We start from the raw sequence: 22,283 nt of genomic DNA, 5'->3' as shown, positions 1-22,283 counted from the left end.
CCCGGACCTTCCGTGTCCGTGAGGATTTGGTTGGCCTCGTCCAGGGTCAGCGAGGGAAATGCCGCAGTCAGCAGATTGCCAGCTTCCGGCGCCATCTTGCCGACCTCCTCTGTGACGCCAAAGTTCTTGGGATAGACGACAGGGAGGCCATAGGTCTGCGCCGGATTGCTGAACCTACCCGTATCGTCCTTGGCGCAGGTGGGGATATCGGCACCGCAATTCGCCTTCAACACCGCGATCAGGTCGGGGCGTGCAGCGGCAAGCGCGGCCGGATAGTCCTTTGACGGGTGCGCTCTTCAGGGTCTGCCCATGATAAGCCGGATCGTTGGCCAGCAGAAGCGCCAGATCATAGGCTGCAAGCATGTCCTCGCGCCGTTGTAAAAGTCTCGATCGTATCGATCGCGACTGCTCAGGGTCCGCAACTTACTTGCGGACCCTTGTTTGCCTCTTAGAAACCCAGTCTGCGCAGGTCGTCGGCGACGAATTGTTGACCAGTCCGGTTCTTGACGCTCGGAAGCTCGGATGCCCTTAGCCGCCATGCGCGCAAGTTTGACAAGTCTTCACCCACGGTCAGACCAGCCGCTTCAGCAAAAGCCAATCCGGAAAAGACCGTAATGTCCGCCATTGAGAAATAGTCGACCGCCACGAAATTTTGGTCTTCCAAAATACCATCAAAATAGCGCATGCCTTGTTCTGCAGTTTGCCGATTTCGCCGAGCCCACTCCGAGCGACCTTCCCATTCCGGGCTCTTGTGGGCCTGCAGTGCCTCACCCAAGCCCGGCGTGCCATAGTGGAAGTACAGACCTACGGGATCTATGAGCATCGACTCTGCACGACGTTGCATCATGTGGATGAGGCCCTTCTCAAGCGGGGTCTTCCCAGTGAACATTGGATCGCCATCCAGATTATCGAGATACTCGGTGATCGCTGTTGCTTCTGAAATGAGTGTTCCGTCATCCAGTTCGAGAACCGGGATCACCCCAGACGGGTTCTTGTTGAGGAATGGCTTCTGCTTGTGCTCCGCAGCGATAAGGTCAACCGGAACGAATTCGACCTTCTTGTCCAGGCCCTTGCCAGACAAAACGATGCGGATGCGAGCGGGGTTGGGAAAGCCAGGCCGATCATAAATTTTCATGCAATATCTCCTTATCAATCAGTTGATAAGTACGTCTAAGCGGGCGACGTGCCGAGGTCAACACCTATCAACTGATTAATAGGTTTTGTTTGCAAGTTTCGTTCGGGAGATTATCTTTGGATGTGATAGAGGGCTTCGATGGACACAAAAAATCAAATCATGACCGTTGCAAAAGCGACAGTTCAATCACACGGCTACAACGCCCTGAATTTTCGCGAAATCGCGAAAGAAGTAGGCGTCACGAGCGCCAGCATTCACTACTATTTTCCAACAAAAGGCGATCTGGGAATGGCCCTTGCCAGTCAGTACGCCGACGAGGCCGATCAGCTTTTGTCTGGCCTCTCACTTGATCCGAAAGACAGCGAGGCAACCGTTGACGCCTATCTCTCCGCCTTCAGATCGGCCCTTCTGAACGACAACAGAATGTGCCTTTGCGGTATCATGCTTGCCGAACGCGACGATTTGCCCATTGAAGTCAAACGGGAAGTAGACCGCTTTACAGTTGTCAACGTCAGTTGGCTGGAGAAACTCGTCGCTCGGCTGGTTCCGGAACTGGCCGCGAGCGATGTTGCCGAGAGAGCATTGGCAATCTTTTCGGCAATCGAGGGGGCGCAACTGGTAGCGAGGGGAAGCGCCGATATCGCAGTCTTCGATCGAACGATTTCGGCCTATCGCAAAGCCGGCCTGCTGCCGTAGATCACGACCCACCAGTCGGCGCATACCGGGAAGAACCATACCTTCCGCATTTGGCTCCAAGGAAGAAAATGGCTTCGCCAGATCCGGCCGTCTAGCTTGCGAGATCGAGCCTGTTTCGCGGATGACAATCCGTCCAATTGTCGCCCCGGACGATACTGGCAAGAGATTCGAGATCCGCAGTGCAGCTTTGTCTGTCAATGGGCACGATGACTTTTGCGTTTGCGAGCGCGTGGAAGGCGCCCGAGACTGTCTCGAGAGGAAGACCCAGGTAGTCAGCGATGTCCTGGCGGAGGATCGGAATTCCGATCGTCGTCATTGACGACTGGTTGCCGCCGCGCTTGCTCGCCAGCATCATCAAAAAACCGCATATGCGTTGAGCGGCCACTTTGTGAGCAAGCAACACAATCTGTTCTTGCGCAGCCGACATCTCGTCGCGAAGTCGCGCGAACAGGCTCGGCCGCAGGCCGGGATCCTGCTCCAACTTTTGCTGCATACTTAAACGCGCGTAGCTGCGAACGCAGGTCGGAATGACCGCTTCCGCCGTATAGAGATATCTATCCTTTGAAGAGACGCCCCCGATCTCGCCGGGAAAGAGAAAGCCGGTAATGGTACGGCGTCCGTCACAGCTCACCCGGACAATGCGCAGCAACCCCTCCACGATCTCGAAAATGTGTGTTGCCGCCTCCCCTTCCCGGAACAGGACGCCTCCTTCGGTCACATTTTCAATGGGCACCTTGTCGAAAAGCGTCGCAAGCGACGGTCCCACGGACGACGAGGTTTCAACGACTTTGTCTCCGCGCTGGATGCTGCCTGTCGAAAACATGTCCATTCCCTCTTTGCCCCGGATGAAAGGAATTGACCGCAGACCTGTTACGGGAGAACGATGACGGCGTTACAAATGGTCTCCGATCGTAACGATGTGTGACCAGAAGACCGATCGCTGATCCCGGAGCAGTGAAGCCATGTCGCTCGCCGCGAGCAAAGATTACAGTCTCCTCGTCGTGGATGATGATCCGCGAATTCGCCAGATGCTTGCCCGCTACTTCGAGGAGGAAGGCTATCGGGTCACCGGTGTCGCGGACGGTACAGCGATGCGCGCCGCGCTCGCCAAGGGCACGTTTGACGCGATCCTTCTCGACCTTGGCCTTCCCGGAGACGACGGGCTGACGCTCGCGCGGGAGATCCGCTCGACCTCCGACATTCCCATCGTGATGCTCACAGGACGCGGCGATGTCATCGACCGGATCGTCGGCCTGGAAGTGGGCGCGGACGACTATATCGCCAAGCCGTTTCATCTACGCGAAGTTCTTGCCCGCGTCCGCTCGGTGATGCGACGGCGCCAGGTGGTTGCGGAAAGCCCCGCAAAGACGGAGGACCGGATCATCGAGTTCGAGGGGCTGACGCTTGACCTCGGGCGCCGCCGGTTGCTGGACCAGGCGCGCTCCGAGATCGAACTGACCACGGGCGAATTCGAAATGCTGGCCGTGCTTGCATCGCATCCCGGCCGCGTGTTTCAGCGTGAGACGCTGATGGACATGACCCGTGGCCGGAACCTTGAGGCCTATGACCGCAGCATCGATGCCCAGATCGCCCGGCTGAGGAAGAAGATCGAGCGTGATCCGAAGAAGCCGGAGCTGGTGAAATCGGTGCGCGGCGTTGGTTATGTCTTTGCGGGCAAGGGCGTGAAAAATCCCTAGCGTCATGCGCTGCGACAGCCGTGTCCACTACACCAGGAGCTGCACCCCAATGTCCGAGCGTCCGATTTCCTCGGAGACAGCCATTCGCTCCCAATTGTCTCCCAGAATCGTCCAGAACCGGATCGAACGGCACGTTGCCGCCCGGGCAAGACAGCTCAGGTAGTCGATGAGCGCTCGCGCCACTCCCCGGTCATCGGCAGCCGACGCAGTCGTAAAGAGCGGGATATCCAGTATCGTCCCAAAGACGTCGTGCTTCTCCAGCCGGCCCACTGCGACCCCTCGTACGATCCCAGCTTCGGTCTTGGCGATCCAGACCCGCCGCTGGCCGCCCCATGGCTTGTCATCGATTGCGGCACAGAACCGTTTCCACTCTTCGAGTGACAGCGTTCTTGCAACCGTCGCGACGACAAGAAAGGCCCTGTCGACGTCACCTGGCTGAAGCGGCTCGACGTGATAGGCGCGGGTTGTCTTCGGTCCTCGAAAAAGCTCGCTCATAGCGTCGCCGTCCCTTTCGCTGGCACGCGCTACCGCGCAATGAAGATGGTCGATGGCGGCTTCGTCGTGAACGTCCGGGTCAGGCCGCCAAACACACGCTCGCGCAGTCTTGAGTGTCCATAGCCGCCCATGACAATGAGATCAGCCGAGATATCGATGGCGTGCTGCGCGAGTACGTCGCCCACCTCTCGCCCGCCGCTCGGCAGCCGATCGACAGTGACAGCGATATCATGTCGTGTCAGATACAGCGCAATGTCCGCGCCGGGCTCTTCTCCATTTCGTCCGCGCGCAGCGTCGGGATCAACCATCGTGACATGAACCGCGTCCGCCCCTGCCATGATGTCGAGCGCTTCTTTTGCCGAACGCCCTGCCTCAAGACTTGAATCCCATGCCAGGAGCACCGTCTTCGGTTTGAGCGTTGCTTTGCCGGGAATCGGGATCATCAGGATCGGACACATTGCATCAAATAGTCCAGCTTCCAGTACCGCCGTCTTGAGCGTGCCATCCGCAAGGACACTGGCACTGGCGAGGATCAGGTCCGCATACCGGGCGCGCTCGCCGATATCGCTCGGCGCCCATTCCACGTCCATCCACTCACCCTCAACGTCGAATGAAATTCCAGCGTTGGAGAGCTTCTCTTTCAGGTCGGTGACCTTGGAAGCGAGGCGTTCGGAAGTTCGCCGATGCTCTTCGAACCAGATCGACGCCGGGGTAATCGCGTAGTCTCCAAGGGGCGAGGTCGCATCGAGCGGGATGACGAGCAAGGTAAGGTGAGCATCCACCTGTCTGCAGAGCTCGACGCAAGATGAAATATCGTCGTTGGTGTGATCCATGCCGACGATGCAAAGAATGGTCTTTATTGTCATAGTCCGTACCCCCTCAAACCGGGCCACATCGCCCTGACGGAGGACTTCTATCCCGAATGCGGGCGGGTCGACTTGATCCTCCTCAAACCGCAGCCAAGAAATCGCCCCACAGGGCTCTGATGCCGACGGGGACCGATTCGGCTCACGCGTAATATGGGCGAAGAACGGGATGTCCCGAAGCCTGCAAGGCAATACTTTTCGATCGGGGGATGTTGACGAGGTTGCCTGAAGAGCGCAATCGCGTGACCCCGGGGGGTGCTTGCAGGGCGTCAACCGGGCCGGATCGAACCGGTGCCAGTGCTCGGATTAGCTGATGACACTGCAGTCCCTGTGCTGGCCCGCGGGCCTGGCGACGGCTTAGGCGAGCACCGACGTCTGCCCCTTCAGCCCGCAAACGGGTTTTGACCTGCCGCAAATGCGAAGCAGCTCAGCTTTGCTAGGATCTTTGTGCCGGATCACTTGCCGCGACATACGTCAAGTGGGTACACTTTGGAAGGATAGGAACCATGTCGAAATTGCGAATTGGATGGAAAGATTGGGTCCTTGTCTGTGATGGAGCCCGTGCGCTTTTTCTTCGAAACGACGGAGATGCGCAGTTGCTCAATCTTGTTGTCGTCGATCACTCCACCATGCATGCCCCGGCAGCCAGGCAGATGGGCACGGACCGTCCCGGCCGTGTCGTTTCATCGGGCGGCACATCGCGCAGCGCTGTCGGGCAATATGATCTCCACCTTGCTGCCGAAGACGAATTCCTGGCCGATGTCGCAAGAAAAATCGATGACCTTGTCGCTGACGGTTCGGTGGGGCGTCTCGTGATCGTGGCACCGCCGAGGCCGCTCGGCCAGCTGCGGGATAGGATTGACATGAAGACGAAGGCAATTGTCGCTGCGGAGATCGCCAAGGACCTGACGAAGCTTCCTATCGATGAGATCGAAACTCATCTTGCGGCTCTTTTCGAATAGATGCCGCCTTGGCAGCCAGCCGGCGATCTCCAAGGCAGTAGCCAGACCATCGCCCGTGGTCGCGATTGCGTGAGCGAGAGCGACCCTGTGACTACATTAGCGATGACATGGCGCCAGGTCAGAACCTCGCCAAGCAGGCATGGCAATCGCCATCGAAAGCATGACGGTCCGTGTCACGGGCGCCACGGCGACACTTGATTCCGCACCCGGCGTCGATCAGATGCGTTCTCCTTGTCCGGCTGCCTTGAAAGCATATCCATGAGGCGCGGCTCGGGCGGGGACCTGCTGGCGCCTATCCATCCCTCCTGTCGAATCTCGGTGCCAATACGGACGTTTGATCCAGATCAAGGCCAGGAGCCGGAAATTGCACATGCTGGCAAAAGAGGTTCGGAGCACGCACTCATGCCTGTTTCAAACTGAGAGTGGCCCTGCGATCGGCGAATTGATGAAATCCGTCGGCGATCATTACGGCTGATGACGCGCGATCTGCACGGCGGTCGGCCTTTGACGAGGCCGATCGGCGCGGGTACCAGCTTTGCGTCCCACGAGAGACGACGCACGGCAGGCCCGACCTGAACGCAGGCCCGAGAAACGCTGCGAGCGATCTTCATCCGCAATGATGCCGGTCGCAGATGCTCTGCACCACAAACGATGACGCCGGCAGGACTACCTGCAGGACGACACGGGGAAGGATCATGAAAGCTTTAGTCTACGAGGGACCTGGCCGAAAGGCCCTGCTCGACAGACCCATGCCACGGGTCACCGTGCCGACGGACGCGATCGTCAAGATGAACCTGACGACGATCTGCGGCACCGATCTGCATATATTGAAGGGCGACGTGCCATCCTGTTTGCCGGGGCGAATTCTCGGGCACGAAGGGGTGGGCGTGATTGACGATGTCGGGACGGACGTCAGCAACTTTAAGATCGGGGATCGCGTCCTCGTTTCCTGTATTTCAGCCTGCGGCAAATGCGAGTATTGCCGGCGCGGCATGTATTCGCATTGCAAGACCGGGGGCTGGATACTGGGCAACACGATCGATGGAACGCAAGCCGAATATGTTCGCATTCCGCTTGCCGATACAAGCCTTTATCCGATCCCGCCGGACGCGGATGAAGAGGCCCTCGTCATGCTGAGCGACATTTTGCCGACCGGTTTTGAATGCGGGGTCCTCAACGGCAAGGTCCAGCCCGGCTCAACGGTCGCAATTGTCGGCTCGGGTCCGATCGGTCTTGCCGCGCTGTTGACGGCACAGTTCTTTTCGCCCGCCGTCGTTATCATGATTGATGTCGATGACAACCGGCTGTCAGTCGCGCAGCGATTTGGAGCCACGCAGATCCTTCGGGCTGACGATGAACGTGCCAGGCAAAAAGTTCTTGATTTCACCGACGGCAAAGGTGTGGACACGGCCATCGAAGCCGTTGGAATTCCCGCGTCCTTCGAATTCTGCCAGGACATCATTGCGCCAGGAGGCACAATTGCGAATATCGGCGTGCATGGCACCAAAGCGGACCTGCATCTCGAACGGCTATGGTCACAAAACATATCGATCACCACAAGGCTGGTCGATACCGTCTCGACACCCACGCTGCTCAAGTCGGTACAGTCCGGCAGGATCAATCCGAAGACCCTGATCACGCACCACTTTGAACTCGATCAAATCGACGAGGCCTACGCGACCTTTTCTGCGGCCGCGACCAGCCATGCTCTCAAAGTCATCATAAGAGCGGCATGAAGCAAGCAGTGCTGTGCGACCGCGGTCGGCAGCGGCGCATTGCCGGTACCTGATGTGACCTTGTAAGACTGGATCACTGGTGATTGGAGCGCCAACAGGCAGGTCGAACCAGCCCGGAGGAAGCCGGAGATGTCGGACTATGCGAGTGGAACAGGATGAGTTTGTTTGAGCGGATCGTTTGCGCCATCGGCCTGAAGTCGCAGGAGCGCGCGCGTCACCTTATCAAGATCTCTAAGGAGCTGCTGTCGCCTGGCGGGACGCTTTACCTTGTGCATGCCCTTGAGGAGTTCCCGGTCAGCTCCGCAGGAAACCCCGCAGGAATCGAGGATCCAAATGCCTCAAAGCTTCTCGCTGCTGCAGAACGCAGTTTGGCGGAGTTGAGCCAACAGCTCTCAGTGCCGGCGGTGCTGCGTGTACGGACGGGCGGCGCGGCACGAACGATCCTCGATGTCGCCGAGGAAATCGATGCGGATCTCATCGTTGTTTCCGCCCACGAGCAGGGCCTTCTTAGCAGGCTTTTCGGATCGACGGCGGACAAGGTCGCCCGCGAGGCACGTTGCTCGATACACATCTGCCGGTAAACCGGGCTCCTCTCATCAAGGGTGGGAAGCGGGACGGTCCGTCATGACGCCGTCTTGCCCTGCGACGCCTGTCGAGACACGTCGTTGACGGCCGAGTTGATACGATTTTCGCGACATATCCGATGAGTGCCCCCTTAACGCAGGGTCTGGCGGACAAAGGCTTCAGCACCGGATTTTCTCCGGCCTAATCGATGGGCGCCGGCCGGTGGGATTTTCAGAGCGCCGCCTTTCTTTCGCAACAGTTTCGCGTCGCCTCGTCCTGGAGAGACAAGCGATCGTGACACCATCCTTTGGCAGGACGGTCAGGAACCCAAAGCAGGCTCAATTTTCAAACGAGCGACCGAACGCGAGCCCAGGTCTGTGCCGCGAAAGCCTGAGCCGCTGCGACTGCCGTTAGCCCTATCTCATCAGATTACGGGCGATTTGCAGCGCCGCCCCATCGGTGGCGTCTCTGCCGTTTGCTGGTTTTCCGGCCGCAAGCCATGATTGGTTCATGACTGCCAGAATATCCTCGTCGGATTGAGCAACTCCTGCTGCCAGAAAGTCTTTTCGGAGCGTGGCGAGGATGTCATTGCGTCTGACGTCGACTGCCGCCCTTCCAAGCTCATCCGAGTATGCCTTGGCCTCTTCGCCGACAAGGGCCAGTTTTTTCGCCGCCCACATGCCGACCAGCTTGTTGCGCCGGACCATTCTCATGACGTCTGTATCTATGCTAGCCATCGAAAATCTCCCTTTTACTCCAGCTGTATTCGAACACGGAAGGCGGGCGCGACAGAACAAGAGTGGGTCACTAAATTGCTGCGACCGCTGCTTCCACCGCCTGATTGACATCGCGACACGTGAAGCGCTCCATTATCTGGAGGCTGACCGCCGTAACCCAGGGCCCAGTTTGCCGTTCAGCTTTTCCATCCTCGCTGGTCTGACACCTGGCCGCGAAAATCGAAGCAAAAATCGAGCTGGCTCGGATCAATGCCCTGGCTAGCCGACCAGGGCGTGGGCTTCGATCAAGCTGGTCGGAGCGGCAGCGCCTCTCCTCTCCTCTCCTCTCCTCTCCTCTCCTCTCCCCTGCAATCTCCAAGACCGGTTGGTCGATCAAGAATGCTGGCATTTGGAATGCCGGTGGTCGTTTTCGAGCTGCCTCCTCAGTAAACGGAAGCCCCGGTCATAAGAAGGCTATATATTTCGGACATCGCAGAGGCGGTCACCCCGACAAGCGCGATCCCCGATACAATCATAAATAGCCAAAGATATGGTTTCAACGCTTCGACCCCAGGGCGCGGCTATGTGTTGCAAAAGCGCTGCAAGGTCGCAATCCTACGTGCGATCGACAGTATTCTAGGTTACCGTCATTGGCAGGCTCGCGGTGCCAGAAGAGCTTTTTCATAACGAGGCTTTCGGTCCCGCCGGTTTTACAGCCTGATAACGGCGATCTGGCCGCCATAGCGTCGTAACCGTGCAATCAGGCATTCGAAGTCGGAAAGAAGCCGCCCGACATAAGATCCGGGCGACCTTTGAAGATCGGAGGAATCGCTGTGGTCAGCGACGTCCAAATCAATAGCTCCTCGCTGTTAACAAAGTGCCTCCCCCGCCCTCGTGCCGGGCGCTTTCAATGAGCGCATTTGCTGCTTGCCTTCATGGCTGCTTCTGCCTCAGCTTTGGTCTTGTGACCACCGCTCACTTCGATCGTTTTCTTTCCATCCGGCTTCATTTCCGAGACCATGCACGTCTTGCTGTTCGGTGCGTGCTCGACGTAATATTCGGAGGCTGCGACTGCAGAAGACGCAACCATTGCGGCGGCGATTGCACAAAGTTGTATTCTCAACATGGTATTTCTCCGTTGATCACGACGCGTTAGCTTTTCCGAAGAAAGCGGCCCCGGGCTCGGAGCGAGGGGCCGTCGTCATCATGCGAAGGGATCCCACCATCACATGGTGACTGCCTGCGTTTGAGTGCCCACGAGCGCGTGTGGAATTGCCCGTTCGCAGCATCTTGCCATGATGCCGGTTCCTGGAGCCGCGGTCGTTGATCGATGTCAATTTGTCGGCACAGGGCCCATGAGATCCGATCGCCCAGCCAGAGGTCCTTGTCCGTAGGAGGCTCGATGGATTGCAACAAGACGATCACATGGTCGTCTCGCCTTCTCAATCATCATCTCCGTTAATGATTGAGCTCTTCAACGCGCGCTTTCTACCGCTGCACGGAGCAATCGGAAGACTGGCCGGATTGAGTTTGGCACGAAATCCACCTCTTGCTGTTCGTGCTCGTCGTCATCCGTCGGAGACCGATCGGCGCTCAGCAACGGTAACCTCGCGGCCGGCAGTGTGAGTTGGTAAGTTTCCAAAACATCAAACTCACGATATGGTTGTGGCTCTGGATTGGGGGCAATCCAGCGGAAGGCCGCTGCCAGATTTGATGAGCTCTGGCAGCGGCCTTCTTTGTTTCTCGCCCCTCCCCGAGGTAAGTTCGCTCGCTGGGCCGCCGCAAGGCGGGGATTCTTATTGCGTAGAAGAGGAGTGCGCCAATCATCCCTTCCTTTGAAAGCCCGCGTTCCCGTTCGATGCGTGCCGATCGCCGATGTCGTCCAAACGAAGAGTTGACTGCCACTTCATCATTGGGGGTGGGGATGCATCCGATGCAAGATCTCCCGAGCACGGTAGCCGACGTGAAGGTTTGATATCGCGCGGACGGCTTGCGCATAGCGATAAACATGCTTTGTCGCATCGAATGACAGTACCCATAAGATGAGGCTTAGGAGCACCGCGATGATGTAGGTCTGGATTCGCATTCGGCCGGGCGTATCGGCGGATTGCGGCAAAGCTTTAGCGCAGTTGCTCACCATCACTGAAACAACAGCGACACCCGTCGGTTGAACTCCGGGCAGACCGGGATATTTTCGATCGTTGGCAGGAGGAATTCAATGTCGGCGGCTGTACTTGCGATTTTGATAGGTTTCGTGATCTTTGTTTTTGAGCGCTTTCAATTGGGCGTGCAGTGGATCGTCGACGGGCTGATAGCATTGGCTCTCATGGCGGCATGGACCTTTTGGGAAAGCCTTGAAGAACATCGCACCGACGATGAAGATTAGCCCCGCTATTTTCGATAGGGGTACCCCGACAGGACGAGTTGCGCTCCATCAGACCATGAGCCTATCCTAGGCAAAGTTGCCTGGACGGGATCGCCGCCCGTCGTCCAGCGGCCGTAATGAATATCGTTTTGCCTAACCCCGCACAGCCCCAGCCGCGCGGGGTTTCTTTTGCCTTGACACTTTGACGGGCGATCACGGTTCCCGCTGATCGGTTGCGGATCAGGTCAAGCTCTCCTTCCCCGCCTCTTATATTGCACTCCCATTGTCTCGCCGGGATTCGGGCGGCCCATTGCTTTTGAACTGGCTCGTGCCGGTTTACGCCGCTTATCCGCGTCCTCAATCGAGCGACTTCCTGAAGCGCAAAACGCTGATCGACAGCATGGCGATCGCAAAGAGTGCCAGAGCCGCCATCTGCGGCCAAAGTACCGCAAACCCTACGCCCTTCAGGAACACGCCACGGATCACGACCAGAAAATAGCGCAACGGATTGACGAGCGTCAGCCACTGCAGGACGGCAGGCATCGACGATATCGGAAACGCAAATCCCGACAGGATGAAAATCGGATTGAGAATGAAGAAGTTTAAGGAAAAGGCCTGTTGCTGGGTTTGCGATACGGTCGAAAGAAACAGACCGAGCCCTAGAGCCGCAAGCAGGAACAGGCTCGCCCCGACAAGCATGACGAACGGGCTGCCGATGAAGGGCACATCAAACCAAAATACGCCGAGAAGGGCGACAATGAGTATGTCCACGAGGCCGATCATAAAGAACGGGATCGTTTTTCCCAGAATGAATTCGAATGGACGGATCGGCGTGACGAGCACCTGCTCCAGCGTTCCCAGTTCCCGCTCCCGCACAATCGCAAAGGCGGTCAGGCTGATGACCTGCATCAGCGTCAGTGTGCCGATGACGCCGGGAATGAAGAACCATCGATCGTCGAGACTGACGTTGAACCATGGACGCTGTTGCATCGATACGGCGACGAAGGGCGAGACGGCGTTCATTGCGCGAAGGTCTGCAGACCGCTGTGCCTCGAACTGTGCGACGATTTCGCCAACGTAGCCAGCGGCAATCATGGCGGTGTTGGAATTGCTGCCGTCGACGACAACCCCGAGCGGCGCGCCGGAGCCGTCGGCGAGATGCTGACCGAATCCGGCATGGATGATCACGGCAATGACAGCGCGGTCGGTATCGATGTCATGCAAGGCCTCCTTCTCGTCCAGTCCTGAGCGCACGATATCAAAGCGGCCGGCGGCCGAGAAACGTGACACGAGATCCCGGCTTGCCTGGCTACGGTCCAGATCGACGATAGCGGTTGCAACATGGCTGACGTCGAAAGTCGCGGCATAGCCATAGATAATCACCTGCAGGACAAGCGGAACGATCAATCGGAAGATCGCCCAGGGATCGCGCCAAAGTTCAATATACTCCTTGAAGAGCATGACCCGAAGCCGTTCGATCATTGCTAGTCGAGCCTCTTCTTGAAGGCGCGAGCCGCGAGGACGCCGATCACGATTGCAAAAACTGTCAGAGCAGCGACGGGCATGGCAAGATCGGCCAGGCTGCTGCCCTTGAGAAACACGCCCCGCAGGATCGTGATGTAATAGCGGGCATAGACCAGGAAGGTCACGACCTGGATCGCCACCGGCATCTGGTCGATGGGAAAGGTGTAGCCGGACAACATCGTCGTCGGCAGCATCGTCAGGATCAGGGCGATCTGGCTCGCGCCAAGCTGACTGCGAATCCTGACCGACAGGAGGTAGCCGATTCCCAGTATGACAATGGCAAAGAGCGATGTCGTAATGACAAGCGTTGCGACGTTCCCGCGAAACGGCACGTCGAACCAGAATGCCGCAACGATGAGACAGAAACCGGCGTCGACGAGCGCAATGGCGAAATAGGGGAGAAGCTTTCCGAGCATGACCTCGAAGGCTGTCACCGGCGTCGAAATGAGCTGTTCCATGGTGCCGCGCTCCCATTCGCGCGAGATGGTCAGCGAGGTAAGCTGCGCACCGATGGAAGCAAGAATGACGGCGACGACGCCCGGGATGATGAAGTTTCGGCTATCGAGCCCTTCATTGAACCAGACGCGGGTTCTCAAATCGATCGCCTGAACAGGTGCTGTCTCGAGCCCATGGCTTGCCGTCCAGCGCTCCAGAAACGCCGCAGTCAGTTTGGCGACATTGGCCTTTGCATAGCCGCTGGCAATATTGGTCGTGTTCGTATCCGTGCCATCGAAGACGACCTGCATGTCGGAACCTCCGCTCGCGGCGAGCCTGCGGGAAAAGTCGGGGGGAATGGTCAATGCGCCGACACAGGCGCGGCTGTCGATCGCGCTCTTCAGGTGCCGGTCGCTCCCAAGGACCATGACGACGTCGAACCATCCCGATGACGAAAAGCTATCAATCAGCTCCCGGCTGATCTGGCTTCTCTCCTGATCATAGACGCAAAGCTGAACATGCTTGATATCGAGGCTGACGCCATAACCGAGAAGCGCCATCTGCATCAACGGCATCAGCAGGGCGATCGCCAGGCTGCGTGGGTCGCGCCATATCTGCAGCGCTTCCTTGTAGGCGATAGCGAAAAGGCGGCGGCGGTTCACGGAAGCACCTCCCCGTCTCGGCGCGCGACGAGGCGAACGAACACGTCTTCCAGGCTCGGGGTGATGCGGCGGACGCAGCCGGCCCTCGCGGCCAGTCGTTCGAGCTGCAACGAGACCGTCGTTGCGCTGTCGCTGGCTGCCAGTACGTGCAATTTGTCCCCGAAGATGGCAGCGTCGACGACACCGGGAATTGCCTTCACGATCTTTAGCGTCGAGGCCGAAATGGAAGATGCGAGCTCGAACAGTTCACCGTCGAGATGGTGGGCGCGAAGCTCTCCCGGGCTGCCGACCGCGACAAGCCTGCCTGAATTGATGAGCGCGATACGATTGCAATATTCCGCCTCGTCCATGTAGTGGGTCGAAACAAGGATGGTAACGCCTTCGCCCGCAAGGCCGTGAATGAGGTCCCAGAACCGCCGGCGTGCCTGCGGTTCGACACCCGAGGTCGGTTCATCGAGGAACAACACCTTGGGGCGATGCAGGATCGCGCATCCAAGCGCGAGCCGCTGCTTCCAGCCACCCGCAAGGGTTCTGACAAGGACGTCCTCCTTGGCCTCGAGCCCGGCCATTTCCATCGCCGACGTCATCCGTTCGGCAAGCACATCGCGTGCAACACTATACATGCCGGCGAAGAAGCGCAGGTTCTCTTTGACGGTCAGGTCGCCATAAAGCGAGAATTTCTGCGACATGTAGCCGATCTGCGCCCGCAGAGCCTCGGGCTCGCGGGCCACATCATGCCCGGCAACGACCGCAGAACCTGACGTCGGCTTGAGCAATCCGCAGAGCATGCGGATCGTCGTCGATTTCCCGGCTCCGTTGGGTCCGATGAAACCGACGACCTCGCCGCGATTGATTGTCAGGTCCAGCCGGTCGACCGCAACAAAGGGGCCGAAGCTCTTACAGAGCGCCCGGGTGCTGATGACGACAGGATCAGCCAAGGAAAGCGTTGCGGTCATGTCGCCTGTCCCTTGCCGAGCAGGGCGACGAACACGTCCTCGATCGACGGTTCGATCGAGCCGACCTCGGCCGCGATGGCCTGTCGCGCGAGTGCCTCCCGCAGCTCGGGTTCCCTTCTTCGTGCGTCATCGACCCGCACATTGACGCGGTCGCCCATCATCAGCTTTCCCAGGACACCCGGCACCCCCTTGAGCGCGTCGAAGGCACCGCGAACATCGACCGCAGTGACCGAAAGCAAGGCTCCCGGCATCGCTCTTTTGAGCCGGTCCGGCGTATCGCAATGACGGATTTCACCGGCATTCATCAGCGCGAGGCGCGAGCACCGCTCGGCCTCGTCCATGTAGGCGGTGGAAAACACGATGGTCACGCCGCTCTCCCTCAGCCGGTAGAGGATCTCCCAGAACTCGCGCCGGGAAACCGGATCGACGCCGGTGGTCGGCTCGTCCAGCAAGAGCACGTCGGGTGCATGGATCAGCGCGCAGACGAGACCGAGTTTCTGCTTCATGCCCCCGGAAAGCCGGCCTGCAAGCCGTTTCGAAAACGGCGCCATTGCCGCTGCCGAAAGCAGTTCGGCACTTCGGGTGCGCCTGACCGAAGCCGGAATCCCGAAAAGCTCTGCGTAAAAGAAGATGTTTTCTAAGACGGTGAGATCCTCGTAAAGGCCGAAGCGTTGCGGCATGTAGCTGATATGGGGCTTGGCGTGCTCGGGCGCCCGGACAACGTCGATCCCGTCGAGAAAGATCTGACCGGCGTCGGGTGAAAGGACGCCAGCCAGCATCCGCATCGTCGTCGTCTTGCCGGCGCCGTCGGGCCCGACCAGTCCGAAGATTTCCCCCTTTCCGATCGCCAGATCGACGTTTCGGACGGCAGCGATGTCGCCGAAACTGCGCGACAGTCCCTGTGCGGAGACGATGATGTCAGCGGGTAACGTCATTGTCCTGGCGCCACCATGCGAACGGTGGCGTCGGCAGGCATGCCGGGAAGCAGTTCATGGCTCGGATTGTCAATATCGATGCGTACGCGGTAGACCTGCGTTATCCGCTCGGCATGGGTTTCGACCGTTTTTGGGGTAAACTCGGCCTGCGACGAGATGAAGCTTATGCGTCCCTCGTAAACCTTTCCGGGATAGCTATCGGTCGTCACCGTCACACTCTCGCCGAGCCGGACCCTGCCGATATCCGGGCCATTGATGTAGGCTCTGAGCCAGATGTGATCGAGATCGTCGAGGGTGAAGATCGCAACGCCCGGCGCTGCCAGCTGGCCGAGTTCTGCGGCACGCACGGCGATCACCCCGGTGAAGGGCGCCTTCAGCTCTGCAAAAGACAGGGTGGTTCGATCCAGCATAATACGCGCTTGCGCCGCAGCCACATTTTCCTGGGCAAGACGGACATTCGCCTGAGCGACCGCGACCATCGCCTGGTCGCGCGCAAGTGCGGCCGCTGACTGCTGTTGGGCGGTTAGGGCAAGATCCCGCGTCTGCTGCGATACGGCATCGCTCCTCGCCAGCGATTCGGCCCGGGCATACTCCTTCTGCTTTTCCGCAAGATCGAACGTATCGCTGGCAAGAGCATGGCGCGCCGCCTCAAGACTGCTTTCGCTCACCGATACCTGGGCGATCGCCACATTCAGATTCGTCTGGTCGATGTCGACTTGCCGTTGGTAGATGCGATCGTCGACCCTCGCGAGAACGGTTCCTGCAGTCACGACCTTTCCTTCATCAAACGGCAGATCGACGATCGGCGCCTGCACCTGCGTGAAGCTCAAGATGCTCTCGTGGGCTTCGATATTGCCAGAAAGCAAAATCATGTCGGCGGCGGCGGGTGGCCCGAACAGGGCCTGCCTGATCGGTCCGTGAAAAAAGGCGATGGCGCCGATCGCCGCGACCGCTGTCGAACCTGCCAACAGCCATCGCCATCGAAACCTCGGCCTTGTCCGTGATAAAGCCCCCTCTTCCATGCGAGGTGCAGGTGGGGGAGCCTGATCACCGTGGATGGCGGGCTTGCTCTCCAGAGTATCCATAAGGGTCGTTCCGTGCGTTGGGCTGTCTGGCGTTCATCATCCCGCAATCCCTAGCAAACGCAGCCGGGGCCCTCCTTGACCTGCATCAACACAGGCATCAGGCTTTAAGCCTCGCACTCGGCCTTGGCTTTTCGCGTTTCCCGAACAGTCTCGGACGCGCCCTTCGCAGCGTTCCCGGATCGATCGGTCCCGCCACCCCCCTGATCAGTTCGTACTTGACCTGCGTGACCTTGAGGTCGCGGTACCAGTCGACAAGCTCTCCCCAGGGATCGGTGATCTTCGAGAGTCCGGACACGAAGGCAACCACGGTTCCCATTTCCGTGCGACCGGTCAGCACGTAATAGCCGCCAAGGAGAAAAATGCCTGCGTAGCCGAGCTGGGTCATATAGTTCATCAGGAAATTCATCATGAACTTGAGCCGGTAAATCCCCATATTCGTGGAGAAGACCGCGAAGGTGCGCGCCTTCTGCTCGTGGAGGACATTGGCGCTGTCGAATGTCTCGACCAGTCCTTCACTGACGCTTCGCATAAGGGTGATCCTGGTTTCGACCAGCCGATTGATCATCCTTTGGATCACGGGAACGAAAGTGGCTTGTGGAAAGAAGGTCAGTGCGACGACGAGCGTCATGAGCGGCTGGAGGAAGATCATGTAACCGGTCACTGCGACCAGAATACCGCCCTGCAGCAGCGGCTCCGCAACGATCGTTGCCGCGATCCCGCCAACGGGTTCGGCTTCCGACAGCACGATCGACAGTTCGACGCCCGCCAGCGACGGGCTGGTGTCTTTTCCAGCCATTGCCGCGGCCTTGACAAGAAAGAGCTCCCGTAGCCAGCGGATCGCGGCTTCAGCAAGCCAGGTGCGGTAAAGGTTTAGAAGAAGCTTGGCGAGACCCTCGGCAAACGTCACCGCCAGATAGATGAGCACCAGCGAAATAAGATAGGAAAGAGACGCCCCTTCGACCGTATCGTTGACAATGCGCCGCTGAATTTCCAGCGGCGCTGTCCCGCAGGCAAAGGACAGGATCGCAAGCCCGGCAATGGCGATCTGGTGCCTTATGCCTAAAAGCGTGACAAAGGGAAAAATTCCTTTCGGAAGCCCGTTATCCGGCTTCGTCTCATCTAGCCCTGCCTGCAGCTCGACAATGTCCATCGACGCTACCTCCGGACGGAGTTTACGCCGTTTAAGGCTCGCTTCCCGGAGGCATCATCACCATTCCGGAATTGGGTTCGACCCAGACCAGATGATCGATAACCTCCTTCACGCCGGCGATATTTTCGGCCGCGACACGGGCAGCGGCGCGTTCGCGATCGTCGAATATCGTCCCTGACAATTCCGCCACGCCCTTGTTCACGCTCACTCTGACAGAGCCGTTTCCGCTCCAGGGCTGGGCTGAGATCTCTTCGATGATCGCTGCCTCGATCCGCGCATCGGACTGTGCCGACGCATCCGCGGATGCCGTTTTCGCCAGGGCGCGCATGAAATCCGATCGGGAAACGATGCCAACGACTTTGCCGTCAAAAACGACGGGAAGCCGCTTTATGGCGCGCTTTTCCATGATTGCCGCGGCTGTGGCCGTATCGGTCTCCGGCGAGATCGTCTCGACCGGCCACGACATGACCTCCTCGACCTTTCGACCGTGCGAGCGCACATACTCGTCAGCCATCTTCCCGGCGCTGAGGAAGAAGGAAAGCCAGCGCGACCGCCGCTTTTCCGTGCCGAGTTCCCCGCGTCTGAGAAAGTCGCTCTCGGTGATTATGCCGACGAGTTCGCGCCGATCGTTCACAACCGGAAGGCCGCCGATCTGCTTTTCCAGCATCAGTTTCGCCGCATCGGCGAGAAGGGTCGACGTGGTCACGGTCGTCACGGGTGACGTCATGAGGGAACGAATGAGCATTATCATCTCCTGTGTGGTGGCGCCGATGCGGAAGCCACTTAGGCCAGCGCCCGCCTTGATTCGATTTGTTTCATAGTGGCGTGCGATGGCCGCGACTGCCTTGATCAGGGTCAAACGACTTGCCTGCTCGCACGGTGCTTTTCGATGTCGTTCGCCGGACGGCGCGAGAAATCGCACCGTCTTCATCACCGGTGTCGAAACCGGCAGTCACGACGAAGGAATTAGGACATAAACTCTCTCTTTTCCGGCCCCTTTGGACGCGTATATGGCCGCACCCGGGTTTCGCGTACGGAGGCTCAAGGGATCAGCAGCCGGTTGTCGACGTCCTCCACGCCCGATACGCACCAGGCGGCCGCCTCCGCGGCGTCACGCTCGCCATTAGATCCCACTTTCCCTTGCAAGGAAACACGAGTGCCGCTCACCGTCACGCGCACACCTTCCGCCGCAATGTCGGCGTTGCGCTTGAAGGCTGCAACGATACGCTCGGCGATCGCCGTCTTTTCTGGCTGCGGGAGCACCGAAACCAGATTGACGACCCCGACAACGCCGCCAAGACGCCTGACGGCCTCTTCCGCCGCAACCCGCTGAAATTGCCAGGGAACCGCCCCCGATAGCGTCACCCATCCGCTGTCCACCTTCACACGAACGGCGCCCTCCGGCAGCCTCGTATCCCAGGCGATGATATCAAGAGCCCGCGCGGCGATCTGGTCGTCTGAATGCTTTTTCAATTCAGGAAACCGGACCTCAATCTCGCTTGCAATGGCGCGAACGCCGGCAACCCGTCGGGCGGCCTTTTCCGCAGCGAATTTCTGCGCACAGGATCCGACATGCCCAAACAGCGTCGCGATTCCGGCTTCCACGGTGACGCCGATATTGGTCGCATCGATACTCGGTTCGAACTCAAGCTCGGCGATCACGTTTTGCTGGATGTCACGGTCTGCCATTGCTCTTTCCTTTCCAATAGACGGGCCCTTCCAATAGACAAGCCTTCACAATCAACCGATCGGCTAGTGTGAGAGAAACAAGGGAACGTCGGCCGTCTCGATCATCGATCTTGTCACGCCGCCAAACAGTCTTTCCTGTAGTCTGGAGTGCTTGTAGGCACCCATGACGACGAGATCCGCGTTGACGTCCAGAGCGTGCTGGAGCAACGTCTCGTCAATGCGGCGGCCGCTGCTTGCGATGCGATCGACCTCGACGTTGACGCCGTGGCGGGCGAGGAAGCGGGCAATGTCCGCCCCCGGCTCCTCGCCGTTGACGGATGGAGCCGCCAGCGGATCGACCAGAGTTATTGATACCTTTGCGGCCGCTTTCAGAAAGTCCAGCGCCTCACGGACGGCGCGGGATGCAGCATCGCTCGAGTCCCAGGCGATCAGGACGGTGCCAAATGTGCTCGCGACCGGTTTTTGCGTGCGGTTGATAAGGATCGGGGTCGGGGAATGAAACAGGCCGCCGCCCAACGCCCGCTGCCGCAAATCGCCATCCAAAGCGGCCTGCCGCCCAATGAGGACAAGGTCGCTGTAAAGCGCCCTTTCGGCGATCTCGTCCTCCACCCACGCGATCTCCAGCATGGCATTGCTGACGTCATGCGAAAGGCCGGTGCCGGCGAGATACGCGCGCGCGGCCGCCGTGCTTTTTTCCAGATCATCGGCAAACTTGCGCTGCTCCTCGAACCAGCTGTCGGAGTAGACCTCGTATTCGCTGATATAGGAGCTCGGGCTGATCGCCATGAGGAGCGCCGTCAGATGGGCTTCGCGGCTCTGGCAGAACTCTGCCGCCTGCTTCAGGTCCTGCTCACACTGCAGACCGCTCAACACACTGAGAACTGTTTTGATGCTCATTGCTCGTCTCCTGATGAATTCGAAGCAAGTCTACCGATGCTGCGCTACCCTTCCTTGATCTGGCTCAATTCCTCTTTGCCTCCTGGCGATCCGCGACGCTTGTCCGCGGCGACATGAGGCCAGACAGACCGGGATCCTTCCTCACTTCGCCTGCTATCCCGCCGCTAGAGAGCGAAGAGGCCGATAGTGGCAACCGCTATCACCAAGACAGCCAGCCATCCGCAGGCCGTCATCCAGAGTGGTGCGGTCAGGCGCCCCATGATCCTTTGATTTCGCGCAATCATGATCATCAAGGCCATGAGGGGGGCGGCAAGCACGCCGTTGATCACCGCGCTCCAGTAGAGGGCGACCATGGGGTCGATGCCAATGTAGCCGATGGCAAGACTCCCCAGCGTAGACATCGCAATCGCCGCATAAAAGGCTTTCGCCTCTCCCGGTCGGCGGTCCAACCCCTCCTGCCATCTGAAACTTTCCGCCAGCGCATAAGCGCAGGAGCCGGCAAGCACCGGCACCGCCAGAAGACCAGCACCGATGATACCGACGGCAAAGACCGAAAAGGCAAAGACGCCGGCAATCGGCCTCAGCGCTGCGGCCGCCTGCGCGGCGGTGTCGATCTGGGTGATCCCGTTGGCATGGAGCGTGGCAGCGCTCGCGAACATGATGAACAGGGCGATGATGTTGGAAAAGCCCATGCCGACAAGCGTGTCGACCTTGATGCGTTTAATCTCAGGCCCCGCCTTTCTCGGCCAGATGCCGAGCCTTGACCGTTGCCGGCGCCGCAACTCCTCTACCTCTTCGCCCGCCTGCCAGAAGAACAGATAGGGACTGATGGTCGTGCCCATCAGCGCCACGAATGCGGTGGCATGGGCGCGGTCGAACGAAAGCTGTGGGACGAGCGCGCCCTTCAGCGCAAGTCCCCAAGGCACGTTCACGACAAAAAGCACGGCCACATAGGCAGTGAGCGAGAGCGTCAGCCACCTGAGCACATTCACGTAGCGCCGGTAGCTGACAAACACTTCAAGCCCGACGCAGAAGAGCCCAAACAAGAGAGAATACAGCGCGGCCGGACCCGGCACCAGCAGGCCCAGCGCGGCGGCCATCGCCCCGAGATCCGTGCCGATATTGATCAGATTCGCAAAAAGCAGCAGCGTTACCGCACCGCGCAGGACAAAGGGAGGATAATGTCGCCTGAGATTCTGCGCCACCCCCTGGCCTGTCACGGCTCCGATCCCGGCGCTGATGCCCTGTATCACCGTCATCAGGGGATAGCTGAACACCATCGTCCAACCGAGGGCGTAGCCGAATTGCGCTCCGGCCTGGCTGTAGGTTGCAATTCCGCTCGGATCGTCGTCGGCCGCACCGGTGATGAGGCCAGGCCCCAGCCGATCGAGCAAGGGCCATCCGCGGCCGGAGGCGGACGCCTGCGGCGAGACGGGCGACGCTCCTTGCGGATCCGCCGACCTGACTTCCTCGCCCTCGAGCTGTTTCATCATGATCCTCCGCAATGGTAACGCTCAGCGAACTTACCGCCACATCGCCATTGGACATTGATCAGGATCACGATTGACCGGGCTTCTGGTCGTCTTCGACCGGGCTGGGCGCGGCTCGCGATATTGCCGGAAAGCTCGACCCCTTCGCCTCGCACGGAACGAACCAAAAATTACTCCTGTGCCGCGGCCCTTGATGCGGATCAACGATATCGCGGGTTCGAACGCGTA

22 protein-coding genes and 1 pseudogene are annotated in these 22,283 nt (G+C 59.1%); 6 read left to right on the top strand and 17 right to left on the bottom strand.

Annotated elements, in window-relative coordinates; all coding sequences use genetic code 11:
* Nucleotides 1-230: pseudogene (locus EV561_RS30165) on the bottom strand (PA-phosphatase); the annotation flags it as partial.
* A 218-nt stretch (nt 231-448) separates the two neighbouring features.
* Complete coding sequence (locus tag EV561_RS30160) at nt 449-1,135, bottom strand: glutathione S-transferase (RefSeq protein WP_132527444.1); 687 nt, start codon at nt 1,133-1,135, stop codon at nt 449-451.
* 159 nt (nt 1,136-1,294) lie between these two features.
* Here EV561_RS30160 and EV561_RS30155 point away from each other — a divergent pair, with 159 nt between their 5' ends.
* On the top strand, nt 1,295-1,831 hold the full coding sequence (locus EV561_RS30155; protein WP_132527442.1) for a TetR/AcrR family transcriptional regulator: 537 nt from the start codon (nt 1,295-1,297) through the stop codon (nt 1,829-1,831).
* A gap of 91 nt (nt 1,832-1,922) precedes the next feature.
* Here EV561_RS30155 and EV561_RS30150 read toward each other — a convergent pair whose 3' ends face one another.
* Nucleotides 1,923-2,654 carry a Crp/Fnr family transcriptional regulator gene (locus tag EV561_RS30150; RefSeq protein ID WP_165927962.1) on the bottom strand — a complete coding sequence of 244 codons (732 nt, stop codon included), beginning with the start codon at nt 2,652-2,654 and terminating at the stop codon, nt 1,923-1,925.
* 139 nt (nt 2,655-2,793) lie between these two features.
* Between EV561_RS30150 and EV561_RS30145 the strand changes: the two genes are divergently transcribed.
* Nucleotides 2,794-3,528, top strand: coding sequence for a response regulator (locus tag EV561_RS30145; RefSeq protein WP_132527438.1), 735 nt, complete (start codon nt 2,794-2,796; stop codon nt 3,526-3,528).
* A gap of 27 nt (nt 3,529-3,555) precedes the next feature.
* On the opposite strand, the gene EV561_RS30140 is transcribed toward EV561_RS30145, so the two are convergent.
* Together EV561_RS30140 and EV561_RS30135 are read right to left on the bottom strand one after the other, a co-directional pair.
* Nucleotides 3,556-4,023: a hypothetical protein gene (locus EV561_RS30140; protein WP_132527436.1), complete on the bottom strand. Its 468-nt coding sequence runs from the start codon at nt 4,021-4,023 to the stop codon at nt 3,556-3,558.
* A 29-nt stretch (nt 4,024-4,052) separates the two neighbouring features.
* Nucleotides 4,053-4,889, bottom strand: a complete 837-nt coding sequence (locus EV561_RS30135; protein ID WP_132527434.1) for a universal stress protein — start codon at nt 4,887-4,889, stop codon at nt 4,053-4,055.
* 506 nt (nt 4,890-5,395) lie between these two features.
* Here EV561_RS30135 and EV561_RS30130 point away from each other — a divergent pair.
* The 3 genes from EV561_RS30130 to EV561_RS30120 all read left to right on the top strand — a co-directional run bounded on the left by EV561_RS30130 (nt 5,396) and on the right by EV561_RS30120 (nt 8,168).
* The gene (locus tag EV561_RS30130) at nt 5,396-5,851 is read left to right on the top strand and encodes a host attachment family protein (RefSeq protein ID WP_132527432.1); all 456 of its coding nucleotides are present in this window, start codon (nt 5,396-5,398) and stop codon (nt 5,849-5,851) included.
* 695 nt (nt 5,852-6,546) lie between these two features.
* Nucleotides 6,547-7,587 carry a zinc-dependent alcohol dehydrogenase family protein gene (locus EV561_RS30125; RefSeq protein ID WP_132527430.1) on the top strand — a complete coding sequence of 347 codons (1,041 nt, stop codon included), beginning with the start codon at nt 6,547-6,549 and terminating at the stop codon, nt 7,585-7,587.
* A gap of 155 nt (nt 7,588-7,742) precedes the next feature.
* A complete protein-coding gene (locus tag EV561_RS30120; RefSeq protein WP_132527428.1) occupies nt 7,743-8,168 on the top strand; it encodes a universal stress protein in 426 nt (141 codons plus the stop codon).
* Between the two features lie 399 nt (nt 8,169-8,567).
* Here EV561_RS30120 and EV561_RS30115 read toward each other — a convergent pair whose 3' ends face one another.
* Together EV561_RS30115 and EV561_RS30110 are read right to left on the bottom strand one after the other, a co-directional pair.
* On the bottom strand, nt 8,568-8,888 hold the full coding sequence (locus EV561_RS30115) for an ATPase inhibitor subunit zeta (protein WP_132527426.1): 321 nt from the start codon (nt 8,886-8,888) through the stop codon (nt 8,568-8,570).
* 886 nt (nt 8,889-9,774) lie between these two features.
* Nucleotides 9,775-9,993 (bottom strand): hypothetical protein, encoded by a 219-nt coding sequence (locus EV561_RS30110; protein ID WP_132527424.1) that lies wholly within the window; start codon nt 9,991-9,993, stop codon nt 9,775-9,777.
* Between the two features lie 1,092 nt (nt 9,994-11,085).
* Between EV561_RS30110 and EV561_RS37355 the strand changes: the two genes are divergently transcribed.
* Nucleotides 11,086-11,253, top strand: a complete 168-nt coding sequence (locus EV561_RS37355) for a hypothetical protein (protein ID WP_165927961.1) — start codon at nt 11,086-11,088, stop codon at nt 11,251-11,253.
* Between the two features lie 336 nt (nt 11,254-11,589).
* Here the strand turns inward: EV561_RS37355 and EV561_RS30100 are convergent, their stop codons facing one another.
* From EV561_RS30100 to EV561_RS30055, 10 genes are all read right to left on the bottom strand, one after another.
* Nucleotides 11,590-12,714 carry an ABC transporter permease gene (locus EV561_RS30100; protein ID WP_132527420.1) on the bottom strand — a complete coding sequence of 375 codons (1,125 nt, stop codon included), beginning with the start codon at nt 12,712-12,714 and terminating at the stop codon, nt 11,590-11,592.
* Between the two features lie 2 nt (nt 12,715-12,716).
* Entirely contained in the window at nt 12,717-13,853 is a 1,137-nt protein-coding gene (locus EV561_RS30095; RefSeq protein WP_132527418.1) for an ABC transporter permease, read from the bottom strand.
* On the bottom strand, nt 13,850-14,809 hold the full coding sequence (locus tag EV561_RS30090; protein ID WP_132527416.1) for an ABC transporter ATP-binding protein: 960 nt from the start codon (nt 14,807-14,809) through the stop codon (nt 13,850-13,852). Before EV561_RS30090 ends, EV561_RS30095 begins: the two co-directional genes overlap by 4 nt.
* Nucleotides 14,806-15,744 carry an ABC transporter ATP-binding protein gene (locus EV561_RS30085; RefSeq protein ID WP_132527414.1) on the bottom strand — a complete coding sequence of 313 codons (939 nt, stop codon included), beginning with the start codon at nt 15,742-15,744 and terminating at the stop codon, nt 14,806-14,808. The genes EV561_RS30090 and EV561_RS30085 overlap by 4 nt, the downstream gene beginning before the upstream one ends.
* Nucleotides 15,741-16,712, bottom strand: coding sequence for an efflux RND transporter periplasmic adaptor subunit (locus tag EV561_RS30080; RefSeq protein WP_207910619.1), 972 nt, complete (start codon nt 16,710-16,712; stop codon nt 15,741-15,743). Before EV561_RS30080 ends, EV561_RS30085 begins: the two co-directional genes overlap by 4 nt.
* Nucleotides 16,713-16,926: 214 nt before the next feature.
* Nucleotides 16,927-17,979, bottom strand: coding sequence for an ABC transporter ATP-binding protein (locus EV561_RS30075; protein WP_207910618.1), 1,053 nt, complete (start codon nt 17,977-17,979; stop codon nt 16,927-16,929).
* 31 nt (nt 17,980-18,010) lie between these two features.
* Nucleotides 18,011-18,724, bottom strand: a complete 714-nt coding sequence (locus EV561_RS30070) for a CBS domain-containing protein (RefSeq protein WP_132527412.1) — start codon at nt 18,722-18,724, stop codon at nt 18,011-18,013.
* 296 nt (nt 18,725-19,020) lie between these two features.
* Nucleotides 19,021-19,668 (bottom strand): BON domain-containing protein, encoded by a 648-nt coding sequence (locus EV561_RS30065; RefSeq protein ID WP_132527410.1) that lies wholly within the window; start codon nt 19,666-19,668, stop codon nt 19,021-19,023.
* A gap of 63 nt (nt 19,669-19,731) precedes the next feature.
* Entirely contained in the window at nt 19,732-20,565 is an 834-nt protein-coding gene (locus tag EV561_RS30060; RefSeq protein ID WP_132527408.1) for a universal stress protein, read from the bottom strand.
* A 164-nt stretch (nt 20,566-20,729) separates the two neighbouring features.
* Nucleotides 20,730-22,055, bottom strand: a complete 1,326-nt coding sequence (locus tag EV561_RS30055) for a divalent metal cation transporter (RefSeq protein WP_132527406.1) — start codon at nt 22,053-22,055, stop codon at nt 20,730-20,732.
* Nucleotides 22,056-22,283: the final 228 nt, after the last annotated feature.

The sequence above is a fragment of the Rhizobium sp. BK376 genome (assembly GCF_004341625.1).
Lineage (GTDB): Bacteria > Pseudomonadota > Alphaproteobacteria > Rhizobiales > Rhizobiaceae > Rhizobium.
The sequence above is the reverse complement of the archived record's forward strand: the minus strand, read 5'-3'. Positions and strand labels throughout refer to the sequence as shown.

What these genes read in the sequence shown, in the direction of transcription:
- EV561_RS30090 (WP_132527416.1), bottom strand. Translation starts at nt 14,809, where the DNA reads ATGACCGCAACGCTTTCCTTGGCTGATCCTGTCGTCATCAGCACCCGG.
- EV561_RS30055 (WP_132527406.1), bottom strand. Translation starts at nt 22,055, where the DNA reads ATGAAACAGCTCGAGGGCGAGGAAGTCAGGTCGGCGGATCCGCAAGGA.
- EV561_RS30140 (WP_132527436.1), bottom strand. Translation starts at nt 4,023, where the DNA reads ATGAGCGAGCTTTTTCGAGGACCGAAGACAACCCGCGCCTATCACGTC.
- EV561_RS30065 (WP_132527410.1), bottom strand. Translation starts at nt 19,668, where the DNA reads ATGGCAGACCGTGACATCCAGCAAAACGTGATCGCCGAGCTTGAGTTC.
- EV561_RS30155 (WP_132527442.1), top strand. Translation starts at nt 1,295, where the DNA reads ATGACCGTTGCAAAAGCGACAGTTCAATCACACGGCTACAACGCCCTG.
- EV561_RS37355 (WP_165927961.1), top strand. Translation starts at nt 11,086, where the DNA reads ATGTCGGCGGCTGTACTTGCGATTTTGATAGGTTTCGTGATCTTTGTT.
- EV561_RS30135 (WP_132527434.1), bottom strand. Translation starts at nt 4,889, where the DNA reads ATGACAATAAAGACCATTCTTTGCATCGTCGGCATGGATCACACCAAC.
- EV561_RS30125 (WP_132527430.1), top strand. Translation starts at nt 6,547, where the DNA reads ATGAAAGCTTTAGTCTACGAGGGACCTGGCCGAAAGGCCCTGCTCGAC.
- EV561_RS30130 (WP_132527432.1), top strand. Translation starts at nt 5,396, where the DNA reads ATGTCGAAATTGCGAATTGGATGGAAAGATTGGGTCCTTGTCTGTGAT.
- EV561_RS30075 (WP_207910618.1), bottom strand. Translation starts at nt 17,979, where the DNA reads ATGGACATTGTCGAGCTGCAGGCAGGGCTAGATGAGACGAAGCCGGAT.
- EV561_RS30150 (WP_165927962.1), bottom strand. Translation starts at nt 2,654, where the DNA reads ATGTTTTCGACAGGCAGCATCCAGCGCGGAGACAAAGTCGTTGAAACC.
- EV561_RS30160 (WP_132527444.1), bottom strand. Translation starts at nt 1,135, where the DNA reads ATGAAAATTTATGATCGGCCTGGCTTTCCCAACCCCGCTCGCATCCGC.
- EV561_RS30060 (WP_132527408.1), bottom strand. Translation starts at nt 20,565, where the DNA reads ATGAGCATCAAAACAGTTCTCAGTGTGTTGAGCGGTCTGCAGTGTGAG.
- EV561_RS30120 (WP_132527428.1), top strand. Translation starts at nt 7,743, where the DNA reads ATGAGTTTGTTTGAGCGGATCGTTTGCGCCATCGGCCTGAAGTCGCAG.
- EV561_RS30145 (WP_132527438.1), top strand. Translation starts at nt 2,794, where the DNA reads ATGTCGCTCGCCGCGAGCAAAGATTACAGTCTCCTCGTCGTGGATGAT.
- EV561_RS30115 (WP_132527426.1), bottom strand. Translation starts at nt 8,888, where the DNA reads ATGGCTAGCATAGATACAGACGTCATGAGAATGGTCCGGCGCAACAAG.
- EV561_RS30070 (WP_132527412.1), bottom strand. Translation starts at nt 18,724, where the DNA reads ATGCTCATTCGTTCCCTCATGACGTCACCCGTGACGACCGTGACCACG.
- EV561_RS30110 (WP_132527424.1), bottom strand. Translation starts at nt 9,993, where the DNA reads ATGTTGAGAATACAACTTTGTGCAATCGCCGCCGCAATGGTTGCGTCT.
- EV561_RS30100 (WP_132527420.1), bottom strand. Translation starts at nt 12,714, where the DNA reads ATGATCGAACGGCTTCGGGTCATGCTCTTCAAGGAGTATATTGAACTT.
- EV561_RS30085 (WP_132527414.1), bottom strand. Translation starts at nt 15,744, where the DNA reads ATGACGTTACCCGCTGACATCATCGTCTCCGCACAGGGACTGTCGCGC.